Source organism: Bifidobacterium subtile, assembly GCF_000741775.1.
Lineage (GTDB): Bacteria > Actinomycetota > Actinomycetes > Actinomycetales > Bifidobacteriaceae > Bifidobacterium > Bifidobacterium subtile.
In genome coordinates this window covers 18,258-37,397 of the sequence record NZ_JGZR01000003.1, presented here as the reverse complement: position 1 = coordinate 37,397, position 19,140 = coordinate 18,258, and the positions used below count along the sequence as shown (strand labels likewise).

Below are 19,140 nucleotides of genomic sequence, written 5' to 3'. Positions count from 1 at the left end.
CTACAGTTCCGGTTCCAAGAATACCGCGCCCAGTGCCGGAATGGTGAGCCTGGTCGACCAGTCGCGTGAATGATACGCTTCCGGCTCCGCCTCGAAGTCGGCGTTGGCGATGCCCGATCCGCCATACTGCTCGGCGTCGGTGTTCAGCGCCTCATGCCAGCGGCCGCCCTTCGGCAGCGCGACCTGGTAGTTCTGCCATGCCTCGCCGGAGAAGTTCACAACGACCACCATCTGCTCGCCTTGCGAGCCGACGCGCACGAAGCTGAGCACGTTGTGGTCGGCGTCGTCGCTGGTGAGCCATTGGAATCCGTCCGGCGTGAAGTCCTGGCTCCACAGCGCGGGGGAGCGCTTGTACAAGGCGTTCAGGTCGGCGACCAGCCGCTGCACGCCGCGGTGCCCGTCCCAGTCGAGCGAACCCCAATCGAGGGAACCCTCTTGGCTCCACTCGCCGAGCTGCGCGATTTCGTTGCCCATGAAAGTCAGGTTCTTGCCCGGATGAGCCCACTGGTAGGCGAACAGCGCACGCACGCCCGCGTAGCGCTGCCAGTCGTCGCCCGGCATCTTGCCGAAGACCGAGCCTTTGCCGTACACGACCTCGTCATGGCTGATCGGCAGCACGTAGTGCTCCGAATAGGCATAGACCATCGAGAAGGTGATCTCGCCGTGATGCCAGCGGCGGTTGATCGGCTCCTCGTGCAGGTACTGCAGCGTGTCGTGCATCCAGCCCATATTCCATTTCAGCCCGAAGCCAAGCCCGCCGGTGTCGGTCGGCGCGGTGATGCCCGGGTAGGCGGTGGATTCCTCGGCGATCATCATGATGCCGGGGTTGTTCTTGTAGGCCGTGGCGTTAGCTTCCTTGAGGAAGTCGATGGCTTCGAGGTTCTCGCGCCCGCCGTAGATGTTCGGCCGCCATTGGCCGTCCTTGCGGCTGTAGTCGAGGTAGAGCATCGAGGAGACGGCGTCCACGCGCAGCGCGTCGATGTGGTACTCGTCCAGCCAGAAGCAGGCGTTGGCCACCAGGAAGTTGCGCACCTCGCGCCGGCCGAAGTCGAAGACGTAGGTGCCCCAGTCGGGGTGCTCGCCGCGCAGCGGATCCGGATCCTCGTACAGCGGCGCGCCGTCGAAACGCCCGAGCGCGAAGTCGTCCTTGGGGAAGTGCGCCGGCACCCAGTCCATGATGACGCCAATGCCGGCCTCATGCAGCCGGTCGACGAGGTACTTGAAGTCGTCGGGGCTGCCCATGCGCGAATCGACCGAGTAGTATCCCGTGACCTGGTAGCCCCATGAGCCGGCGAAGGGGTGCTCGGCCAGCGGCATGAACTCCACATGCGTGAAGCCTTCCTGGCTGACGTAGTCGACCAGCTTGTCCGCCAGCTCGCGGTAGGTCTTCAGCTCGCGGTTCCAGCTCATCGCATGCACTTCGTAGATGCTCACCGGGCCGTCGTGAGGATTGGTGTTGCGCCGATGCTCCATCCACTGTCCGTCGTTCCAGTCATGCGTGGAATCGACCACGACCGAAGCGGTGCTCGGCGGAATCTCGTGCGAACGCTCCATCGGGTCGGCCTTCATGATCCAGCCGCCGTGATTGGTGAGTATCTCGTATTTGTACACGTCGCCAGCCTGCACGCCGGGAACGAAGATCTCCCAGACGCCGGAGGAGCCGAGCTCGCGCAGAGCATGACGGCGGCCGTCCCAGGCGTTGAAATTGCCTACGACGCGCACGGCTCGCGCATTGGGCGCCCAGACGGTGAACGCGGTGCCGACGAGCGGCTCGCCTGCGGTGCCGTCGGCGGCGCCCATCGGATCGTCGAAGCGGAACACGTGGGCGCCCAAGGCCTCCCAAAGCCGTTCATGCCGCCCCTCGCCGAACAGATAGGTGTCCATCTCGCCGATCATCGGCAGGTAGCGGTATGGGTCGTCTTCGATCAGGGACTGGCCGTCGGCCCACACGGTGCGCACGCGATAGTCCGGCACGGCCGGATGGCCTTCGACTTCGCTTGCGGGCGCGAGCGCCACGAACACGCCGTTATGCTCGTGACTGGCCTCGTATTCGCCGTTTTGCGTGAGGATGGTGACGGACTTCGCCAAGGGGCGCAGCAGGCGGAAGGTGACCGTGCCGGCGTCCTCGTCGATATGGGCGCCAAGCACCTCATGCGGATTGTAGTACTGCGCGTTGCTCACGCTGTCGAGTTTGCCTGAATCGACGGAGAGAGCTGCGTGATCATCATTGATTGTTGGTTCTGTAGCCATGCTAAAAGCATAGACATGTGTTTTAGCGAAAAACGGGGACGTGTCGCATGAAATTGTGCATATTATCCCAAGTCGCGCCCACATGGCATTATTGTTCAGGTTTATTGCTGTTTTCACGGAGGATTCATGGGGTATAAGGTCGGCGATATGGTCGTCTATCCGCGTCACGGCGCGGCGAAGGTCGAAGCCATCAGCGAGCGCACGGTCAAGGGCGTGACTCGAGAATACCTGCAGCTGTCCGTGCTGTCGTCCGACGGGCTGGTCATCAACGTTCCGGTCGAGAACGCCAAGAAGGTCGGCGTGCGCGACATCGTCGACGCCGACGAGGTCGCCAAGGTATTCGATATCCTGCGCACGCCGATCATCGAGAAGGAGATGAACTGGTCGCGGCGCTACAAGCTGAACGTCGAGAAGATCGCCACCGGCGATGTGAACAAGATCGCCGAGGTCGTGCGCGATCTCGCCCAGCGTGACGTGGATGAGCACGGGCTCTCGGCCGGGGAGAAGCGGATGCTGACTCGGGCGCGTAATATTCTCACCTCCGAGATTGCGCTCTCCGAGAAACTTGAGGAGGAAGAGGCCCAGCACCTGCTGGATGTGAACCTGGGATACGCCGACCCGGAGCCGGGTGACAAGAAGCATCATACCGAAGCGCCTAAGGAGCCTGCCTTCCAGACGTTGGCCCGGTTGGAGAGCGAAAGCAAGAAGGCGAAGAAGAAGTAGCGTCATCGCGCTACACACGGCTTTACGCATATGCGACAGGCGTTGCGCATCCCGTTGGGGTGCGCAACGCCTGTTTCGTTATTCGCTGCTGTTTTATGCCATGCGCGGTGCCGCGCATGGCTCATATGGCGCGGCTGCGCGAATGCTTCAACGTCTCAGTGAGGCGGCCAGTTTGGCGATGGCCCACAGCAGAGTCGATATCGTTACGATGATGAAGCTTGGCGGCGCGGGGAACATCGCCGAGATGAGCAGCCCTCCCCAGATCGATGCCAGGCAGAGCGCTCCGGCCAGAACCATCGCGCGGAAGGGCGAGGATGCGAGAATGTTGGCGGTGGCTGCCGGGGTGATGACCAGCGCGAAGATCAGCAGCGTGCCGACGGCTGGAACGGCGATGGTGATGACGCCGGCCATGATGGACATGAACGCGAGATTCATCAGCCCGATCGGCACGCCTTTGGCCTGGGCCACCTGCTCGTCGAGGGCGCTGAACAGCAGCGGGCGGTAAATGATCGACAGCACGGCGAGCAGCAGCAGATCGAATATCGCGAACCCGATGATCTGACCGGTGGTGATGGTTAGAATTGAGCCGAAAAGTATGGATTGCATCTGCTGCGAGGCCGAAGTGGACAGGCGCGCGAAGAACAGGCCCAGTCCGGTGGCGAAGGCGAGCACGGTGCCAGTGGCGATTTCGCGCTGCGAGGCGCGTTTGCCAAGTGCGCCGATCACGATGGCGCCGCCCAAGGCGAACGCGCCAAGTCCCAGCGACACGGGCAAGCCCAGCAGCACCGCCCCGGTCGCGCCCGGCAGGCCGATGTGGGCCAAAGCATGGGCTGCGAAAGTGGAGTGTCTGGCGATGGTGAAATACCCCATGATGCCGGCGGCCAGCGCAATGCACAGCCCGGCGACGAAGGCATTCGTCATGAATGACGTGCGCAGCGTTTCGACCCAATTGGGATCATATGTAAAATTCACGGCCTTCATGCCTGTTCCTCCTCGGCACCGAGGCTGGTGCTGCGCGATGCGTGGTGATGGTGGAAGTGCGCGACTTCCGCGGGATCGTGGGTGTCCTGCTCGATGCTGTCGGGCTCGTCGGGACTCGGAGTGACGAACATATCGCCCTGCGGGGTTGTCACGACCTGCACCGTCGTGCCGTACAGATGCGTAAGCAGATCGGCATCCAGCACCTCGTTCATCGCGGCGTAGTGCGGGTGCCCGTCAAGCAGATACACGGCGCCGGTGAGAATCGGCAGCAGCATGTTGAGATCGTGGGCCACGACCTGGATCGTCATGCCCAATTCGCGGTTGAGCTTGGACAGGACATGCACCGTCGCGCGCTGGCTCGCCAGATCCAGGTTGGCCAGTGGCTCGTCGAGCATGAGCAGCTTGGGATCCGAGACCAGCGCCTGGGCGATGGCCACGCGCTGGCGCAGACCGCCGGAAAGCTGCGAAAGACGATATTTTGCCTTGTCCGCGATTCCGGTGAAGGTCATGGCCTCGTAAGCCTTGGCCCGCTGCGTCTTGGTGATGAGATGAATGCCGAATCGGGTTCCGGTCAACCCCAGCAGCACCGACTGCTCGGCCGTGAGGTTCGAATCGATTTCGGATGTGTAGCTCTGCGGCACATAGCCGATGAGATGGTTGAGCGCGCCGGCCGGCTTGCCCAGCACCTTCAGTGAACCGGAGGCGAGCGGGAGAAGTCCCAGCTCGGCGTTCATCATCGTGGTCTTCCCGGTGCCGTTCGTGCCCACGATCGCGGTGACCGATCCGGCGGGAATCGAGAAGTCGCCATGCTGCCAGATGATGCGATCGCCGCGTCTGATCGAGGCGTTGCGGAAGACTATGGCCGCGTCGTCAGCGCTGTCATTCCTGCCATCGTCGCCGATCGTGGCCGCTTCGACGGGTCGTGATTGCATGCCATCCTCTTTCCCCGGCCTTTGCATGGTGCCGCGTTGCCGGTCTATTGTCGCATCGCCGCTCGGTTTTGCTGCGGCGGCTCGCGTTGCACATCTCGGCAGATGTGCAGGCAGAATACAAATTATCGCAAACGAGCGTGACAACCATTCTCAATTATTGCGGGTTATTATTTCTCGCTTCGATGTCTTCATGACAAAGCGTGTCGCGGCGATGGGTCCGGCGAAAAAGCCGCTGCGAACAGATGCTGCGGAAGATGCGGCCGATTGAAAATCGGTGTCGATCCACGTGCGATTTTTACTGCGCCGGAGGCGACGCGTCCTGCGGGGTGCTGTTCGAGGAGCTTTGGCCGGAGTCGGAGGGCGAGGTCGATTGAGATTTGCCCGCGCCTTCCGACCCGCCGGATCCAGCGCCGGACTCATCATCCGCGCTCGCCGTTGCGATGATGGGAGACGCGAGGCCTTTGACCCAATCGACCAGAGACGAAGCGTCGGCTGGCATCTGCCCGGGAACCTCGACGAAAGGCACGTTACCGATTTTGGCTGAAGCGATCAGGGCGGAAGCCGTCTCATCCGGCTTTTGCCCGTTGCCGATCAGCACATCCACCTGCCGGCCTTCAAGCAGCTTCTGGTAGTTCTTGATGTCCGGAGGAGAGGATTGGGGAGAAGGGCTCTCGGGCTGCGCAAGAGCCGACTGCGCGTAGTCCTGCGGCGTGCGGTCCTTGAATCCCAGATCGGACATGAGATAGAAAGCCGAATCGTCGAGAGCGGCATAGGTCGGATTGCCATGCGATTTGGCGAATGCGGCGAACGCGGCTTCAAGCCTGCCCTCCTCGCTGTGCCACGTCTTGAGCCGGGCGGCGAATGTCTTCTTCTTGGCAGGTCGGGCCTTGCTGAAAGCTTCCGTCAGCTCCGAGGCCATGCCGGCGCGCGCATCTTTGGAGAGCCACAATTGAGGGTTGTCGCCATCCATCGCGCCTACGGTCTCCGCGGCGGAGACGACCGCGCTGCCTCTGGATCTGTTCTTCAGCACCCAGTCGTCGTACCCCGCCCCGTTGGCGACAACGATGTCGGCGTGCTGCAGTGTGGCGATGTCGGTCGAACTCGGCTCGAAATTCCGAGCATCGAGCGTGGCTGGCGGCGTGATCGCAGTGACCTTGACGTCCTTGCCGCCGAGTTGCTCGGCGAGCGAGGCCCACTGGTTCAGCGAGGCGACGACGGCGATGGGCCCGGTGGGCGCAGGCGTCGCGGGTGAGTGCTTGGGGTCGGAGGAGGCGAAGTCGCAGGCTGCCATCGCCGCCGTCAGCATCGCCGCGAGCATGAGCATGACCAGTCTTCTCGCGGTCTTCATTCGTAGAGCCATGCGATCCTCCCTTAAATCTTGCGCATCGTGCTGCCGTTGCCGCCACTGCCGGTGTGGCGTGTGTATCGCACCTGCGCTCGATGCATCGGCGACGATGGGAATCGATACCCCTAACGATAATCTAAGGTGTGCCGCATACGCGCGAGCAAGTAATCGGATGAGAATGAAGGAGAGCGAATGACGATGCCGCTGAAGCTTGACGGAAAGCAGGTCGCCGGCGAGATCAAGGCCGATCTGGCGCGGCGCGTACGTGCGCTTGGGGAGCGCGGCGTGCAGCCAGGCCTGGGCACGCTGCTGGTCGGGGAGGACCCGGCCTCGGCCAAATACGTATCCGGCAAGCATGCGGACTGCGCCGAGGTGGGCATTCGCTCCATCCGCCGCGAGCTGCCCGCCGACGCCGGGCAGGAGGCGATATTCGAAGCCGTACGCTCGCTCAACGAGGATCCGGACTGCACGGGCTTCATCGTGCAGCTGCCGCTGCCGCAGGGCGTCGATCAGGGCGCGATCATCGATGCGATCGACCCGGCCAAGGACGCCGACGGCATGCACCCGTACAATCTGGGCGAGCTGGTGCTGCACGTCGCCGGGGATATCGCCACGCCGCTGCCATGCACGCCGCGCGGCATACTGGCGCTGCTTGCCCGCTACGATATCGAGTTGGGCGGCAAAGACGTGTGCGTGCTCGGACGCGGCATCACCATCGGGCGCACGATACCGCTGCTGCTCACGCGCCGGGGCGTCGATGCGACTGTCACGCTGTGCCACACCGGCACCGAAGACGTACGGAGCCACTTGCGTCGGGCCGATGTGATCGTCTCCGCGACCGGGCAGCCGGGCTTCGTCGGGCCTGATGACGTCAAACCCGGCGCCGTGCTCGTTGACGTAGGCATTGCACGGGTGTTCGACGAGGAGTCGGGACGCTATCGCATCAAGGGCGACATCGACAGGGACTGCTACGAGACGGCCGGCGCCTATACGCCGAATCCGGGCGGCGTCGGGCCGATGACGCGGGCGATGCTGCTGACCAATGTGGTGGAAATGGCCGAGCGCCGGGTTTCGCGTCATACCGCGTGACACGCCGTGCGGCATGACGCATGACACGCCCGGAATGTCCATGATTCTTTGGATATGGCTCCTTGTATCCTGTTCTCTGTATGTGCCTGCGAAGGCACGCCATAACTGAAAACCGGTAATATCCACTCACTAGTAAACAGAAACCACTTAATTAATGGCAGAGAACAATACGGAAGTCACCAAGGTCGCGATCAACGACATCGGCACCGAAGAGGACTTCATCAAGGCAGTCGATTCCACCATCAAGAACTTCGATGATGGCGATCTGGTCGAGGGAACCGTCGTCAAGGTTGACCACGACGAGGTCCTGCTCGACATCGGCTACAAGACCGAGGGCGTCATTCCCTCCCGCGAACTTTCCATCAAGAAGGATGTCAAGCCCGAAGAGGTCGTCGAGGTCGGCGACTCGATCGAGGCTCTCGTCGTCACCAAAGAGGACAAGGAAGGCCGTCTGATCCTGTCCAAGAAGCGTGCGCAGTACGAGCGCGCCTGGGGCGACATCGAAGCCATCAAGGACGCCGATGGCGTTGTCGAGGGCACCGTGATCGAAGCCGTCAAGGGCGGCCTGATCGTCGATATCGGCCTGCGCGGCTTCCTGCCCGCGTCGCTGGTCGAAATGCGCCGCGTGCGCGATCTGACGCCGTTCATCGGCCAGAAGATCAAGGCCAAGATCCTCGAGCTCGACAAGAACCGCAACAATGTGGTCCTCTCCCGTCGCCAGTATCTCGAGGAGACCCAGTCCGAGGTGCGCGAGACCTTCCTCTCCCAGCTCAAGAAGGGCCAGATTCGCGAGGGCGTCGTGTCCTCCATCGTCAACTTCGGCGCGTTCGTCGATCTTGGCGGCGTCGACGGCCTGATCCACGTCTCCGAGCTGTCCTGGAAGCACATCGACCACCCGTCGGAAGTCGTCAAGGTCGGTGACAAGGTCACCGTCGAGGTGCTTGACGTCGATCTCGACCGCGAGCGTATTTCCCTGTCGCTCAAGGCGACCCAGGAGGATCCGTGGCAGCGCTTCGCGCGTACCCACGTTCCCGGCCAGATCGTCAAGGGCAAGGTCACCAAGATCGTGCAGTTCGGCGTGTTCGTATCCGTCGAGGACGGCATCGAAGGCCTGGTGCACATCTCCGAGCTGGCCAACCGCCACGTGGACAACCCCGAGACGGTCGTCAAGCCGAACGAAGAGGTGTTCGTCAAGGTGATCGACGTCGATCTCGATCGTCGCCGCATCTCCCTGTCCCTCAAGCAGGCCAACGACTCCGTCGACGCGACCTCCGAGGACTTCGATCCCGCGCTCTACGGCATGCCCGCCGAGTACGACGACGAGGGCAACTACAAGTACCCCGAAGGCTTCGACCCGACGACCAACGAGTGGATCGCCGGCTTCGAGCAGCAGCGCGAGGAGTGGGAGTCGCAGTACGCGTCCGCCCACGACCTGTGGGAGCAGCACAAGGAGTTCGTCGCCAAGGAGAACGAGAACGCGGCCGCTTCGGCTGCCGAGGACGGTCAGGGCGAGCGCCACGAGCACTCCGCCGCTTCCGCCGGCTCGGAAACCTCGAACTACTCCTCCGACGCAGCAAACGAAGGCACGCTCGCCGGTTCCGATCAGCTTGCCGCGCTTCGCGAGCAGCTGCTGAGCGAAAAGAACTGAGCTTCAAGAGGCTAGGTGGTCTTTTGGCTCGCTAGCCCCACGAGTTCGTTGCAGCCCGGCACCCGAAAGGGGCCGGGCTGCAACTGTATCTGCCCGCTGCCGGCTTGCCGCCGGGTTCTCTTGTGACAGCGCTTATGCAGCTGCTGCTGGTCGGATTCGTGCGTTTCCCTGCTGGACACGCACGAATCCGACCAGCAGCGGGGAGCGACCCCTTCAATGCTTTCGATCTGCTTCGCGATACGATGGAAGGCATGATGAGGATCGGACTGACCGGTGGCATCGCGGCCGGCAAAAGCACGGTGGCGCAGCGCCTCAACGACCTGGGGCTGGTCGTCATCGATTATGATGCTTTGGCCCGGCAGATTGTAGCCCCTGGCAGCGAGGGGCTACGGCGAATCGCGCAGGAGTTCGGAGAACAGGCCATCGGCGAAGACGGCGGGCTGAATCGTTCTTGGCTGGCCGGGCATGTGTTCGGAGAGCAGGCGGCTCCCGGTGCGCGTGAACGGCTCGATGCGATTGAACATCCGCTGATCTACGAGGCGGCGAGTCGCATCGAGCAGCGTCTGATGCGCGGGGAGTGCGAGACTGATGGCGAAGTCGACGGGGCCGATGTCGACAGCAATCACGAAACCGGCGGGCATGACGGTGGAACCGACGGCAAATGCGACGATGATGAGAACCATGAGAGGCGCGGGAAATATGATGGCAGCAGAAGCCGAGGAGGGCGTGAGGCAGCAACGCGGGCCATCGTCGTTCACGACGTGCCGCTGCTTGCCGAAGTGATCGATGCCGTGCCGTTCTCCTTCGCGCATATCGTTTCAGTCGAAGCGCCAGCGGAAACGCGCATTGCGCGGATGATGGGCACGCGCGGCATGACCCGCGAACAGGCGCTGGGGCGCATCCGGCACCAGTCCAGCGAGGCGGAGCGCAGGGCGCTGGCCGATGAAGTCATCGACGCCACGCAGCCTATCGAACGAATGTTCGAACATGTTGATACGCTGGTTGCGCAATGGCGGAGCGAACTTCGCGACGAGTCGTATCGTTGATGGCGGCATGCAGCAGGCAAGGCGTTGATTCGACGGTGCGGCGTCGAATGCGTCGTTGGAAATGACGCGGCACGAATAATGCGGTGCGAGTGACACAGACGGCCAAGGATCGGAATGGATATGGGATTCAATATCGAGCGCGCGGACAAGCCCTTCGTCGTCAAATCGCCCTACCATCCTTCGGGCGACCAGCCGCAGGCCATCGACGAGCTGGCGGCGCGCATCGAGAACGGCGAGAACGACGTGGTCCTTATGGGCGCGACGGGAACCGGCAAAACGGCGACCACCGCATGGCTTATCGAGAAGCTGCAACGCCCCACGCTGATCCTGGAGCCGAACAAGACCCTCGCCGCGCAGCTGTGCGCCGAATTCCGCGAGCTCATGCCCGACAACGCCGTGAGCTATTTCGTGTCATATTACGACTACTACCAGCCCGAAGCCTACATTCCGCAGACGGACACCTACATCGAGAAGGATTCGAACATCAACGACGATGTGGAGCGGCTGCGCCATGCGGCCACCGCCAATCTGCTCACCCGGCGCGATTGCGTCGTCGTGGCCACGGTCTCCTGCATCTACGGCCTGGGCACGCCCGAGGAATACGCCGGCCGCATGCTCTTCCTGGAAGAGGGCCAGCAGATCGATCGCGATACGCTGCTGCGCAAATTCGTCGATATGCAGTACAAGCGCAACGACATCGCCTTCACGCGCGGCACCTTCCGCGTGCGTGGCGACACCGTCGAGATCATTCCGGTCTACGAGGAGCTCGCCGTGCGCATCGAGTTCTTCGGTGACGAGATCGATCGCATCTCGACCTTGCATCCGCTTACCGGCGACGTGATCGCCCATGAGGCATCCGTCCATATCTTCCCCGCCTCGCACTATGTGGCCGGCCCTGAACGCATGGAACGGGCCTTGAAAGACATCAAAAACGAACTTGATGGCCGCGTCGCCGAGCTGCACAAGCAGGGCAAGGAATTGGAAGCCCAGCGGCTGACGATGCGCACGACCTATGACTTGGAGATGCTCACGCAGGTGGGTGTGTGCTCCGGCATTGAAAATTATTCGCGGCATTTCGACGGCCGCGACCCCGGCACCGCGCCGCATACGCTGCTTGATTTCTTCCCGGACGACTTCCTGCTGGTCATCGACGAATCGCATGTCACCGTGCCCCAGATCGGCGCGATGTACGAGGGCGATGCCAGCCGCAAGCGCACCTTGGTCGAGCACGGTTTCCGCCTGCCCTCCGCGATGGACAACCGGCCGCTCAAATGGCCTGAGTTTCTGCAGCGCGTCGGTCAGACCATCTACCTGTCCGCAACGCCCGGCGACTACGAGCTGGGGCTTTCGGACGGCGTCGTGGAGCAGATCATCCGCCCGACCGGTCTGGTCGACCCCAAGATCGAAGTGCGCCCGATCGAGGGGCAGATCGACGACCTGCTCGCCGAGATCAAGGACCGCGTCGCCAGGCACGAGCGCACCTTGGTGACGACGCTGACTAAGAAGATGGCCGAGGATCTGACGGACTACCTGCTGGAGCGCGGCATCAAGGTCGAATACCTGCATTCCGACGTCGACACGCTGCGCCGCGTGGAGCTGCTGCGCGAGCTGCGCGAAGGCAAGATCGACGTCATCGTGGGCATTAACCTGCTGCGCGAAGGCCTGGACCTGCCGGAAGTATCGTTGGTGGCGATTCTCGATGCCGACAAGGAAGGCTTCCTGCGCTCCTATCGCTCGCTCATCCAGACGATCGGACGCGCGGCCCGCAACGTGTCGGGTACCGTGCTCATGTACGCCGACGAGATGACCGACGCGATGCACAAGGCCATCGACGAGACGAATCGCCGGCGCGACAAGCAGATCGCCTACAACACCGAGCACGGCATCGACCCGCAGCCGCTCATCAAGAAGATCAGCGACGTCAACGACATGCTCGCCAAGGAGGACGTCGACACCCAGACCCTGCTCGAAGGCGGCTACCGCAATGCCGGCAAGGCGGGCAACACGCATCTGGGCTTGCCGAACTTCAACCAGGACGAGGCCGACAAGCGCCATGAGGAGATCCTTAAGGCCGGACTGCCCGCGCAGGATCTCGCGGACCTGATTCGGCAGATGAGCGAGCAGATGCACACCGCCGCCGAGCAGCTGCAATTCGAGCTCGCAGCCCGTCTGCGCGACGAGATTCGCGATCTCAAAAAGGAGCTGCGCCAAATCACCGAGGCGCAGAAGTGATCAAAGCGCCCCCGTCACCAGCCGTCCGTATGCTTGACTCCATGTCTGAAACCCCCCTCGCCTTTATGATCGCCACCTTCGTAGTACTGGCGGTGTTCTTTGTCGTCGATCTGTTCGTCGTCGGCCGCAAGCCGCATGTGCCATCGACCAAGGAGTGTCTGCAGCACATCGCGTTCTTCGTCGTCATGGCGCTGATCTTCGGTGGCCTGCTGTGGTTCTTCGCTGGCGCGAAACCCGCCGTCGAGTTCTACTCCGGCTGGCTTACCGAATACTCCTTGAGCATCGACAACCTGTTCGTCTTCGTCATTATCATGGCGAACTTCGCCGTGCCGCGCGAGCTGCAGAAATATGTGCTGAGCATCGGCATTACTGTGGCGCTGGTGCTGCGCGGGCTGTTCATCCTAATCGGAGCCGCGATCATCTCGCGCTTCACCTGGGTGTTCTTCATCTTCGGCGCCTTCCTCATCTTCACGGCCGTCAAGCTGGTGATGGGCGAGGACGACGATGAGGAATACCACGAGAACGTCGTCATACGAGCCCTGCGCAAAGTGGTCAGGATCACCGATGACTTCGACGGCGAGAAACTGCGGACCGTGAAGGACGGCAGACGATTCTGGACGCCGATGCTCATCGTGTTCCTCACCATCGGCACCACTGACGTGATGTTCGCCTTCGACTCCATCCCGGCGATCTTCGGCCTGACCAAGGATCCCTTCATCGTCTTCACCTCGAACGTCTTCGCCCTGCTCGGTCTGCAGCAGCTCTACTTCCTGCTCGGCGCGCTGCTCGACAAGCTCGTCTATCTGCCGGCCGGCCTGGCGGTGGTGCTTGGATTCATCGGCGTAAAGCTCGTCATGGAGGCGTTGAGCGGCAACTCCCTGCCTTTCATAAACGGCGGTCATCCCATTGAGCAGGTGCCTGAAGTGCCCACTTGGCTCTCGCTGGCGGTCATCGTCGTCGCTATCGGCGGCTCCGCGCTGGCCAGCGTGCTCAAGATGCGCAGCGAACCGGATGCGCAGGCGAAGCTGACGAAATAAAGGGCGGTTTCCCTCTGAGTCCGAGAGCGTCTGAAACCGCACGCCGTTGCGGAAGCAGAGTCGTCGTGAGCGCTCACAACACGCCAAGGCCATGTCATGGATTCGACATGGCCTTACTAGTAGACTTAAGGAGCAAGTCAGCTGGGTTATACGACGACCCAATGATTCATATATAAGAATAGGTAGGCATTCATGCGAAAAGCCAAGATTGTAGACACCATCGGTCCCGCTACCGAATCGCTGGAGAACCTCACGAAGCTCGTCGAGGCAGGTATGGACGTCGCGCGTCTCAACCGCTCGCATGGCACTCCCGAGGACCATCTCAAGGTGTACAACAACATCCGCCAGGCCTCCAAGACGACCGGCCGCAACGTCGCCGCGCTCGTCGATCTGCAAGGTCCGAAGATTCGCTGCGGATGGTTCAAGAAGAACACTGCGGGCGAAGACAAGGTCCAGCTTGAGAGCGGCCAGGAATTCATCATCACAACCGACGACGTCGAGGGCGACGAGCGCATCACCTCCACCACATTCAAGGGCCTTCCCGGCGACTGCCACCCCGGCGATCCGATTCTGATCGACGACGGCAAGGTGCGCCTTGAGGTCACCAAGGTCGAGGGCAACAACGTATACACCAAGGTGATCGTGGCCGGTCCGGTGTCCAGCCACAAGGGCATCAACCTGCCCGGCGTGGCCGTGAGCCTGCCGGCGCTCACTGAGAAGGACGAGGCGGATCTGCGCTGGGCCATCCAGACCGGCGCCGATATGCTCGCCATGTCCTTCGTGCGCTTCGCGACCGACATCGACCGCGCCCACGAGATCATGGACGAGGAAGGCCGTCGCCTGCCGGTGGTCGCCAAGATCGAGAAGCCGCAGGCCGTAGAGAACCTCGAAGATATCGTCAAGGCCTTCGACGGCATCATGGTCGCCCGAGGCGATATGGCCGTGGAGATGCCTTTCGAGGAGGTCCCGCTGGTCACCAAGCGCTGCATCGAGCTGGCTCGTCAGTACGCCAAGCCGGTTATCGTCGCGACCGAGGTCCTCGGCTCGATGGTCGACTCCCCGGTGCCTTCACGCGCCGAGGCTTCCGACTGCGCCAACGCGATTCTCGATGGCGCCGATGCCACGATGACGTCGAACGAGACGGCCGTGGGCAGCTATCCCACCGAGACGGTGGATACCATGAGCCGCATTTCAGGCTATGCCACCGAGCATGGATACGACCGCATCCCCAAGCTCAAGGTCCTCGACATGTCGAGCACCGGCGCCGTTTCCTCGGCTGCCGTTGATCTGGCCGACAAGCTCAACGCCAAGGCAATCGTGGCCTACACCCAGACCGGTCACACTGCGCAGCGCGTCTCGCGCGAGCGTCCGGTCGCGCCGATCTACGGCCTGACCAACAGCGAGCACACCTATCATTGGCTCGCGCTGAGCTGGGGCACCGAGGCGTTCCTGCTGCCGGGCGATTACCATGATATGAGCCGTACCGATCTCATGGTCTTCACCGACAAGACGCTGCGCGATGCCGGCAAGGTCACCGATGGCGATAAGATCGTCGTCCTCAGCTCCGCTCAGGGATCGCATCAGTCGGGCAGCACCGATTCCATCTACGTGCACACCGTCGGCTCCTGCGACTGATATCGGCTCTTCCAGCCTTTTCTGGCATAGCTGATGGCTGATGCTGCGAATGCCGGATAGCCTGTTTCATATAGCAGGCTATCCGGCATTCGCAGCATCAGCCGTTCTCGCAGCTGTCTCTTTGGGCAGATCGGCGACACACGATTTGCGTGGTCGCCTGAGTATGGTAAATTTCCATGTGGCAGTGAGACGCGAATAGCGTCGCGCCCAACGATGCAACGCCCTTGTATCCCAATTGGTAGAGGAAACAGCCTCAAAATCTGTGCAGTGTGGGTTCGAGTCCCACCAAGGGCACGTCAGGCCGGTCAAGCCGTATTCGATGCAATGAATCATGGATGGATTCCGGGCGACAATGGATTGTGGAAAGAGGCTTCAGATGGTTACAAAGAAGAAGGGGACGGAAGCGTCCGATGTCACCGAACCCGTGCTCACCGACGAGGAACTCAAGGCTGTAGCGCAGGGCGATGTGGCTGCAGCGAGCGAAAAATCCGCCGAAAGCGAACAGAAGCCTCACAAGCCCACTGTCGTAGTGGCCGAAGACGAATCCGTGAACCGCATGGACTTGGTCGCGATGCTCGAAGACAATGGCTACCAAGTGCTGGGCGAGGCTGCGAACGGCGAAGAAGCCATCGAGCTCACCCGTAAATTCCGCCCTGACGTGGTGTGCATGGATGTCAAGATGCCCCGCATGGACGGCATCGTCGCCGCAGGCACCATCTGCGACGAGAACATCGCCCCGGTGGTGATGCTGACGGCTTACTCGCAGCCTGATCTGGTCAAGCAGGCGACGGGCGCGGGCGCGATGGCCTATGTCACCAAGCCCTACGAGGAATCCAAGCTGCTGCCGGCCCTCGAGGTCGCCATGGGGCGCTTCGCGGAGATCAACGATCTGCTCGACAGCGTGGAGCGCAGCGAAGGTCGCCTTCAGGAGGCGCAGGACGAGCTCAAGAAGACCGAAGAGAAGCTCAAGAAGGCTGAGGACACGCTCGAAGAGCGCAAGTTCGTCGATCGTGCCAAAGGACTCCTGATGGATAAGGCCGACTTCTCGGAGCAGGGAGCCTTCCGCTGGATCCAGAAGACCTCGATGGATCAGCGCATTCCGAAGAAGCGCTTGGCCATGGCCATCATCGCCAAATACGGCGACGAAAAGCCTGAGGCCAGCGAGTGAAAATCCGCGCGTGATAGCGTGGAAGGCAAAGTCCGATAGGCAAGCGATAGGCAGGACATGAGCGAAGAAAAGAGTCCGGAGGGGACATTACTGGTCGTCGATGGGCATTCGCTTGCGTTCCGTGCGTACTTTGCCCTGCCCGTCGAGAATTTTTCGACGTCATCAGGCCAGCCCACCAATGCGGTATGGGGCTTCGCCACCATGCTCGCCCAAGTGATCGAGGCGGAGAAGCCCAATCATCTTGCCGTCGCCTTTGACGTCGCGGGCGGCACTTTCCGCAACACGATGCTGCCGCAGTACAAAGGCACGCGTGACGCCGCGCCCGAGGAGCTGCTCAGCCAGCTTCCGCTCATTCAGGACATGCTTGCCGCGCTGGGCGTCACATATATCGAAAAGCCCGGATACGAGGGCGACGATGTGATCGGCACGCTGGCGACGATGGGGGAGCGGCGGGGGTATCGCACGCTGGTGCTCTCGGGCGACAGGGACGCCTTCCAACTGGTCGATGATGCAATCACCGTGCTGTATCCGGGGCATCATTTCAAGGACCTCAAGCATATGACATCCGACGCGATCGTGGAGAAATACCATGTCACGCCGCAGCAATATCCCGATCTGGCCGCGCTGCGCGGCGAGACCGCTGATAACATCCCTGGCGTGCCGGGCGTGGGCGACGGTTTCGCGGCCAAATGGATCAACCAGTTCGGCTCACTCGAAGACATCATCGAGCACGCGGCGGATATCTCCGGCAAGAAGGGCGAATCCCTGCGCGCCAATCTGGACCAGGTCAGGCTCAACCGCAAGGTCAACGCGCTGGTGCGCGATCTCGATCTCGGCGTGAAAATCGAGGACTGCACCTTCGGCCAGGTCGATGCGCTTGCGCTCGACAAGCTGTTTACCCAACTCGAATTCGGCGCGCGCACCAAACAGCGAGTGCTTAGGACCTTCGGCGCGCTCGGCTCCGGGACTCCCAGTTCCCCTGATGCCGAGGATGCGCCGCAGCTGCCTGTGCAGCCGCAGACGGAGCTTATCGAAGGCGCCGAAGCGCTGCGCCACTGGGTCCAGCGGTATTGCCCGGCAGCCTCCGTCGGCGAAGAAGGCAGTGGCGAGACGCCTGCTGCCAGATCGCAGTCGCCTGAGCCGGCGGGCATGCCGGATAAGGCGCCAAACGGCGCGTCGCGCGAGGCGTCGGCTGAATCGCCCGAGGACTTCCAAAAGATCGTAGACGGCACCGTCCGATGCGTTTCCGGCATGGCGGCGACATGGGTGCTGCATGCCTCGGGATCGCCCAAGCCGGGCCATGCCTCGCTGGACATGATCGTATTGCTGGCTGACAGCCATGCGGCGGTGCTGCATGGCGATATGGGCGATGAACTCCATGACGCGCTTCAGGCGCTTCTCGACGAGCGTCATAATTCCTTGGTCATGCATGGATACAAGGAGCACAAGCATATCCTCGGTGCGGCGGGTCTCAGTCTGAGCGCCCCATATTTCGACACGAAGCTGGCCGGATACCTCGTCCACCCGGATTTCCATGCAGACAGGCTCGAACAGGCCGCGGAGCACTTCCTCGACATCCGGGTGGAGACGTCCGATGCAGTGGCTCAAGGCCAGCTCGACTTGGATGACGATCAGCCGGAACGCGGCGAATTCGACAGCGTGATCGAGCAGTCGGCCATCGTGCGGCTACTTGCTGACACGCTGGCGCCGCAACTCGACGAACGTCGGCAGTTCGGGCTGCTGCGCTCCATCGAAATGCCTGTTTCCGATGTGCTGCACGGCATGGAGCACGCTGGCGCCCATGTGGATGTGCGGCGACTGGCTGAGATGCGCGACCAGTTCTCCGCCGAAGCCAACCAGGCACAGGAGATCGCGTGGCAGGCCGCCGGCACCGAAGTCAACCTGCAAAGCCCCAAGCAGCTGCAGACGGTGCTGTTCGACGATATGGGCCTGAAACCCACGCGTCGCACCAAATCCGGCTCCTACACCACCAACGCCGCCTCCTTGCAGGATCTTTACGTCAAGTCAATTAATAACGAACGGGCGAACGCCTTCCTCGGCGCACTGCTGCGCCACCGCGAGACCAACAAGCTCAAGCAGATCGTGCAGACGCTTATCGACGCCACCAACCAGCGCGATATGCGGGTGCATACGACTTTCGAGCAGACCGTGGCCGCCACGGGGCGCTTGAGCTCGGTGGATCCGAATCTGCAGAACATCCCCAACCGCAATGCCGCAGGGCGTGAGATCCGCTCCGCCTTCGTGCCGGGAGAAGGCTACGAATCGCTGCTCAGCTGCGACTATTCGCAGGTCGAACTGCGCATCATGGCCGACCTGTCCGGTGACGAGGCGCTTATCGAGGCTTTCCGCTCCGGCACGGATTTCCACAAGTACGTGGCGAGTCTGGTCTACGACCTGCCTGTGGCTGATATATCCTCGGACCAACGCAGTCACGTGAAGGCCATGAGCTACGGTCTGGCCTACGGGCTGAGCACCTATGGTCTGGCGCACCAGCTCAAGATCAGCCCTGCGGCGGCCGATGTGCTCAAAGAGAAGTACTTCGCGACCTTCGGCAAGGTCCATGACTATCTCGAATCGCTGGTCCAGACCGCCAAACGCAAGGGATACACCGAAACCATCTTCGGGAGGCGGCGCTACTTCCCGGCGCTCAAGTCAGCCAACCGAGTGGCGCGGGACGCCGCCGAGCGCGGTGCGCTGAACGCTCCGATTCAAGGCTCCGCCGCCGACATCATGAAGCTCGCGATGATACGCGCCGAGCGTCTCCTGCGCGAGGCCGGGGTCGCCAGCCGCATCATTTTGCAGATTCATGACGAACTGGTCATCGAAGTCGCGCCGGGCGAGGCCGAACAGGTGAGCGACCTCGTCAGGGACTCCATGGAGCACGCCGTGAACCTCGCCGTTCCGTTGGATGTCTCGATCGGCATCGGCGCGGACTGGCAGCTCGCCGCCCACTGATCGCCGACCGGCCGTCAGCGCCTTCCGTCTCACGCTAGCCCAAGTTCCAGCCGCCGACATCATCAAGTCTCGAGAAAG

The 19,140-nt window shown here is 62.1% G+C and carries 13 protein-coding genes, 1 tRNA gene and 1 pseudogene; 11 read left to right on the top strand and 4 right to left on the bottom strand.

The window, feature by feature from the left end; all coding sequences use genetic code 11:
• The gene (gene glgB, locus BISU_RS01965) at positions 1-2,250 is read right to left on the bottom strand and encodes a 1,4-alpha-glucan branching protein GlgB (protein ID WP_024462888.1); all 2,250 of its coding nucleotides are present in this window, start codon (positions 2,248-2,250) and stop codon (positions 1-3) included.
• A gap of 126 nt (positions 2,251-2,376) precedes the next feature.
• On the opposite strand from glgB, the gene BISU_RS01960 reads away from it, so the two are divergent.
• Positions 2,377-2,973, top strand: a complete 597-nt coding sequence (locus BISU_RS01960) for a CarD family transcriptional regulator (protein WP_024462889.1) — start codon at positions 2,377-2,379, stop codon at positions 2,971-2,973.
• 147 nt (positions 2,974-3,120) lie between these two features.
• Here the strand turns inward: BISU_RS01960 and BISU_RS01955 are convergent, their stop codons facing one another.
• The 3 genes from BISU_RS01955 to BISU_RS01945 form a co-directional block, all read right to left on the bottom strand.
• A complete protein-coding gene (locus BISU_RS01955) occupies positions 3,121-3,954 on the bottom strand; it encodes a metal ABC transporter permease (RefSeq protein WP_024462890.1) in 834 nt (277 codons plus the stop codon).
• Positions 3,951-4,886, bottom strand: a complete 936-nt coding sequence (locus tag BISU_RS01950) for an ABC transporter ATP-binding protein (protein WP_024462891.1) — start codon at positions 4,884-4,886, stop codon at positions 3,951-3,953. The genes BISU_RS01955 and BISU_RS01950 overlap by 4 nt, the downstream gene beginning before the upstream one ends.
• A gap of 295 nt (positions 4,887-5,181) precedes the next feature.
• Complete coding sequence (locus BISU_RS01945; RefSeq protein WP_024462892.1) at positions 5,182-6,246, bottom strand: metal ABC transporter solute-binding protein, Zn/Mn family; 1,065 nt, start codon at positions 6,244-6,246, stop codon at positions 5,182-5,184.
• Between the two features lie 183 nt (positions 6,247-6,429).
• On the opposite strand from BISU_RS01945, the gene BISU_RS01940 reads away from it, so the two are divergent.
• The 10 genes and pseudogenes from BISU_RS01940 to polA all read left to right on the top strand — a co-directional run bounded on the left by BISU_RS01940 (position 6,430) and on the right by polA (position 19,062).
• Positions 6,430-7,320 (top strand): bifunctional methylenetetrahydrofolate dehydrogenase/methenyltetrahydrofolate cyclohydrolase, encoded by an 891-nt coding sequence (locus BISU_RS01940; protein ID WP_024462893.1) that lies wholly within the window; start codon positions 6,430-6,432, stop codon positions 7,318-7,320.
• Positions 7,321-7,474: 154 nt separating this feature from the next.
• Positions 7,475-8,968 (top strand): 30S ribosomal protein S1, encoded by a 1,494-nt coding sequence (rpsA, locus tag BISU_RS01935; RefSeq protein WP_024462894.1) that lies wholly within the window; start codon positions 7,475-7,477, stop codon positions 8,966-8,968.
• A gap of 242 nt (positions 8,969-9,210) precedes the next feature.
• Positions 9,211-9,525: pseudogene (gene coaE, locus BISU_RS13480) on the top strand (dephospho-CoA kinase); the annotation flags it as partial.
• Between the two features lie 9 nt (positions 9,526-9,534).
• The gene (locus tag BISU_RS13475) at positions 9,535-10,014 is read left to right on the top strand and encodes a dephospho-CoA kinase (protein WP_404801789.1); all 480 of its coding nucleotides are present in this window, start codon (positions 9,535-9,537) and stop codon (positions 10,012-10,014) included.
• Between the two features lie 120 nt (positions 10,015-10,134).
• Positions 10,135-12,246: an excinuclease ABC subunit UvrB gene (gene uvrB / locus BISU_RS01925; RefSeq protein WP_024462896.1), complete on the top strand. Its 2,112-nt coding sequence runs from the start codon at positions 10,135-10,137 to the stop codon at positions 12,244-12,246.
• 41 nt (positions 12,247-12,287) lie between these two features.
• Positions 12,288-13,283 carry a TerC family protein gene (locus BISU_RS01920; protein ID WP_024462897.1) on the top strand — a complete coding sequence of 332 codons (996 nt, stop codon included), beginning with the start codon at positions 12,288-12,290 and terminating at the stop codon, positions 13,281-13,283.
• 192 nt (positions 13,284-13,475) lie between these two features.
• Positions 13,476-14,918 (top strand): pyruvate kinase, encoded by a 1,443-nt coding sequence (gene pyk, locus BISU_RS01915; RefSeq protein WP_024462898.1) that lies wholly within the window; start codon positions 13,476-13,478, stop codon positions 14,916-14,918.
• 220 nt (positions 14,919-15,138) lie between these two features.
• Positions 15,139-15,212: transfer RNA gene (locus tag BISU_RS01910), tRNA-Leu, on the top strand.
• Positions 15,213-15,294: 82 nt separating this feature from the next.
• Positions 15,295-16,086 carry an ANTAR domain-containing response regulator gene (locus tag BISU_RS01905; RefSeq protein WP_024462899.1) on the top strand — a complete coding sequence of 264 codons (792 nt, stop codon included), beginning with the start codon at positions 15,295-15,297 and terminating at the stop codon, positions 16,084-16,086.
• 57 nt (positions 16,087-16,143) lie between these two features.
• Positions 16,144-19,062: a DNA polymerase I gene (gene polA / locus BISU_RS01900; RefSeq protein WP_024462900.1), complete on the top strand. Its 2,919-nt coding sequence runs from the start codon at positions 16,144-16,146 to the stop codon at positions 19,060-19,062.
• Positions 19,063-19,140 lie beyond the last annotated feature (78 nt).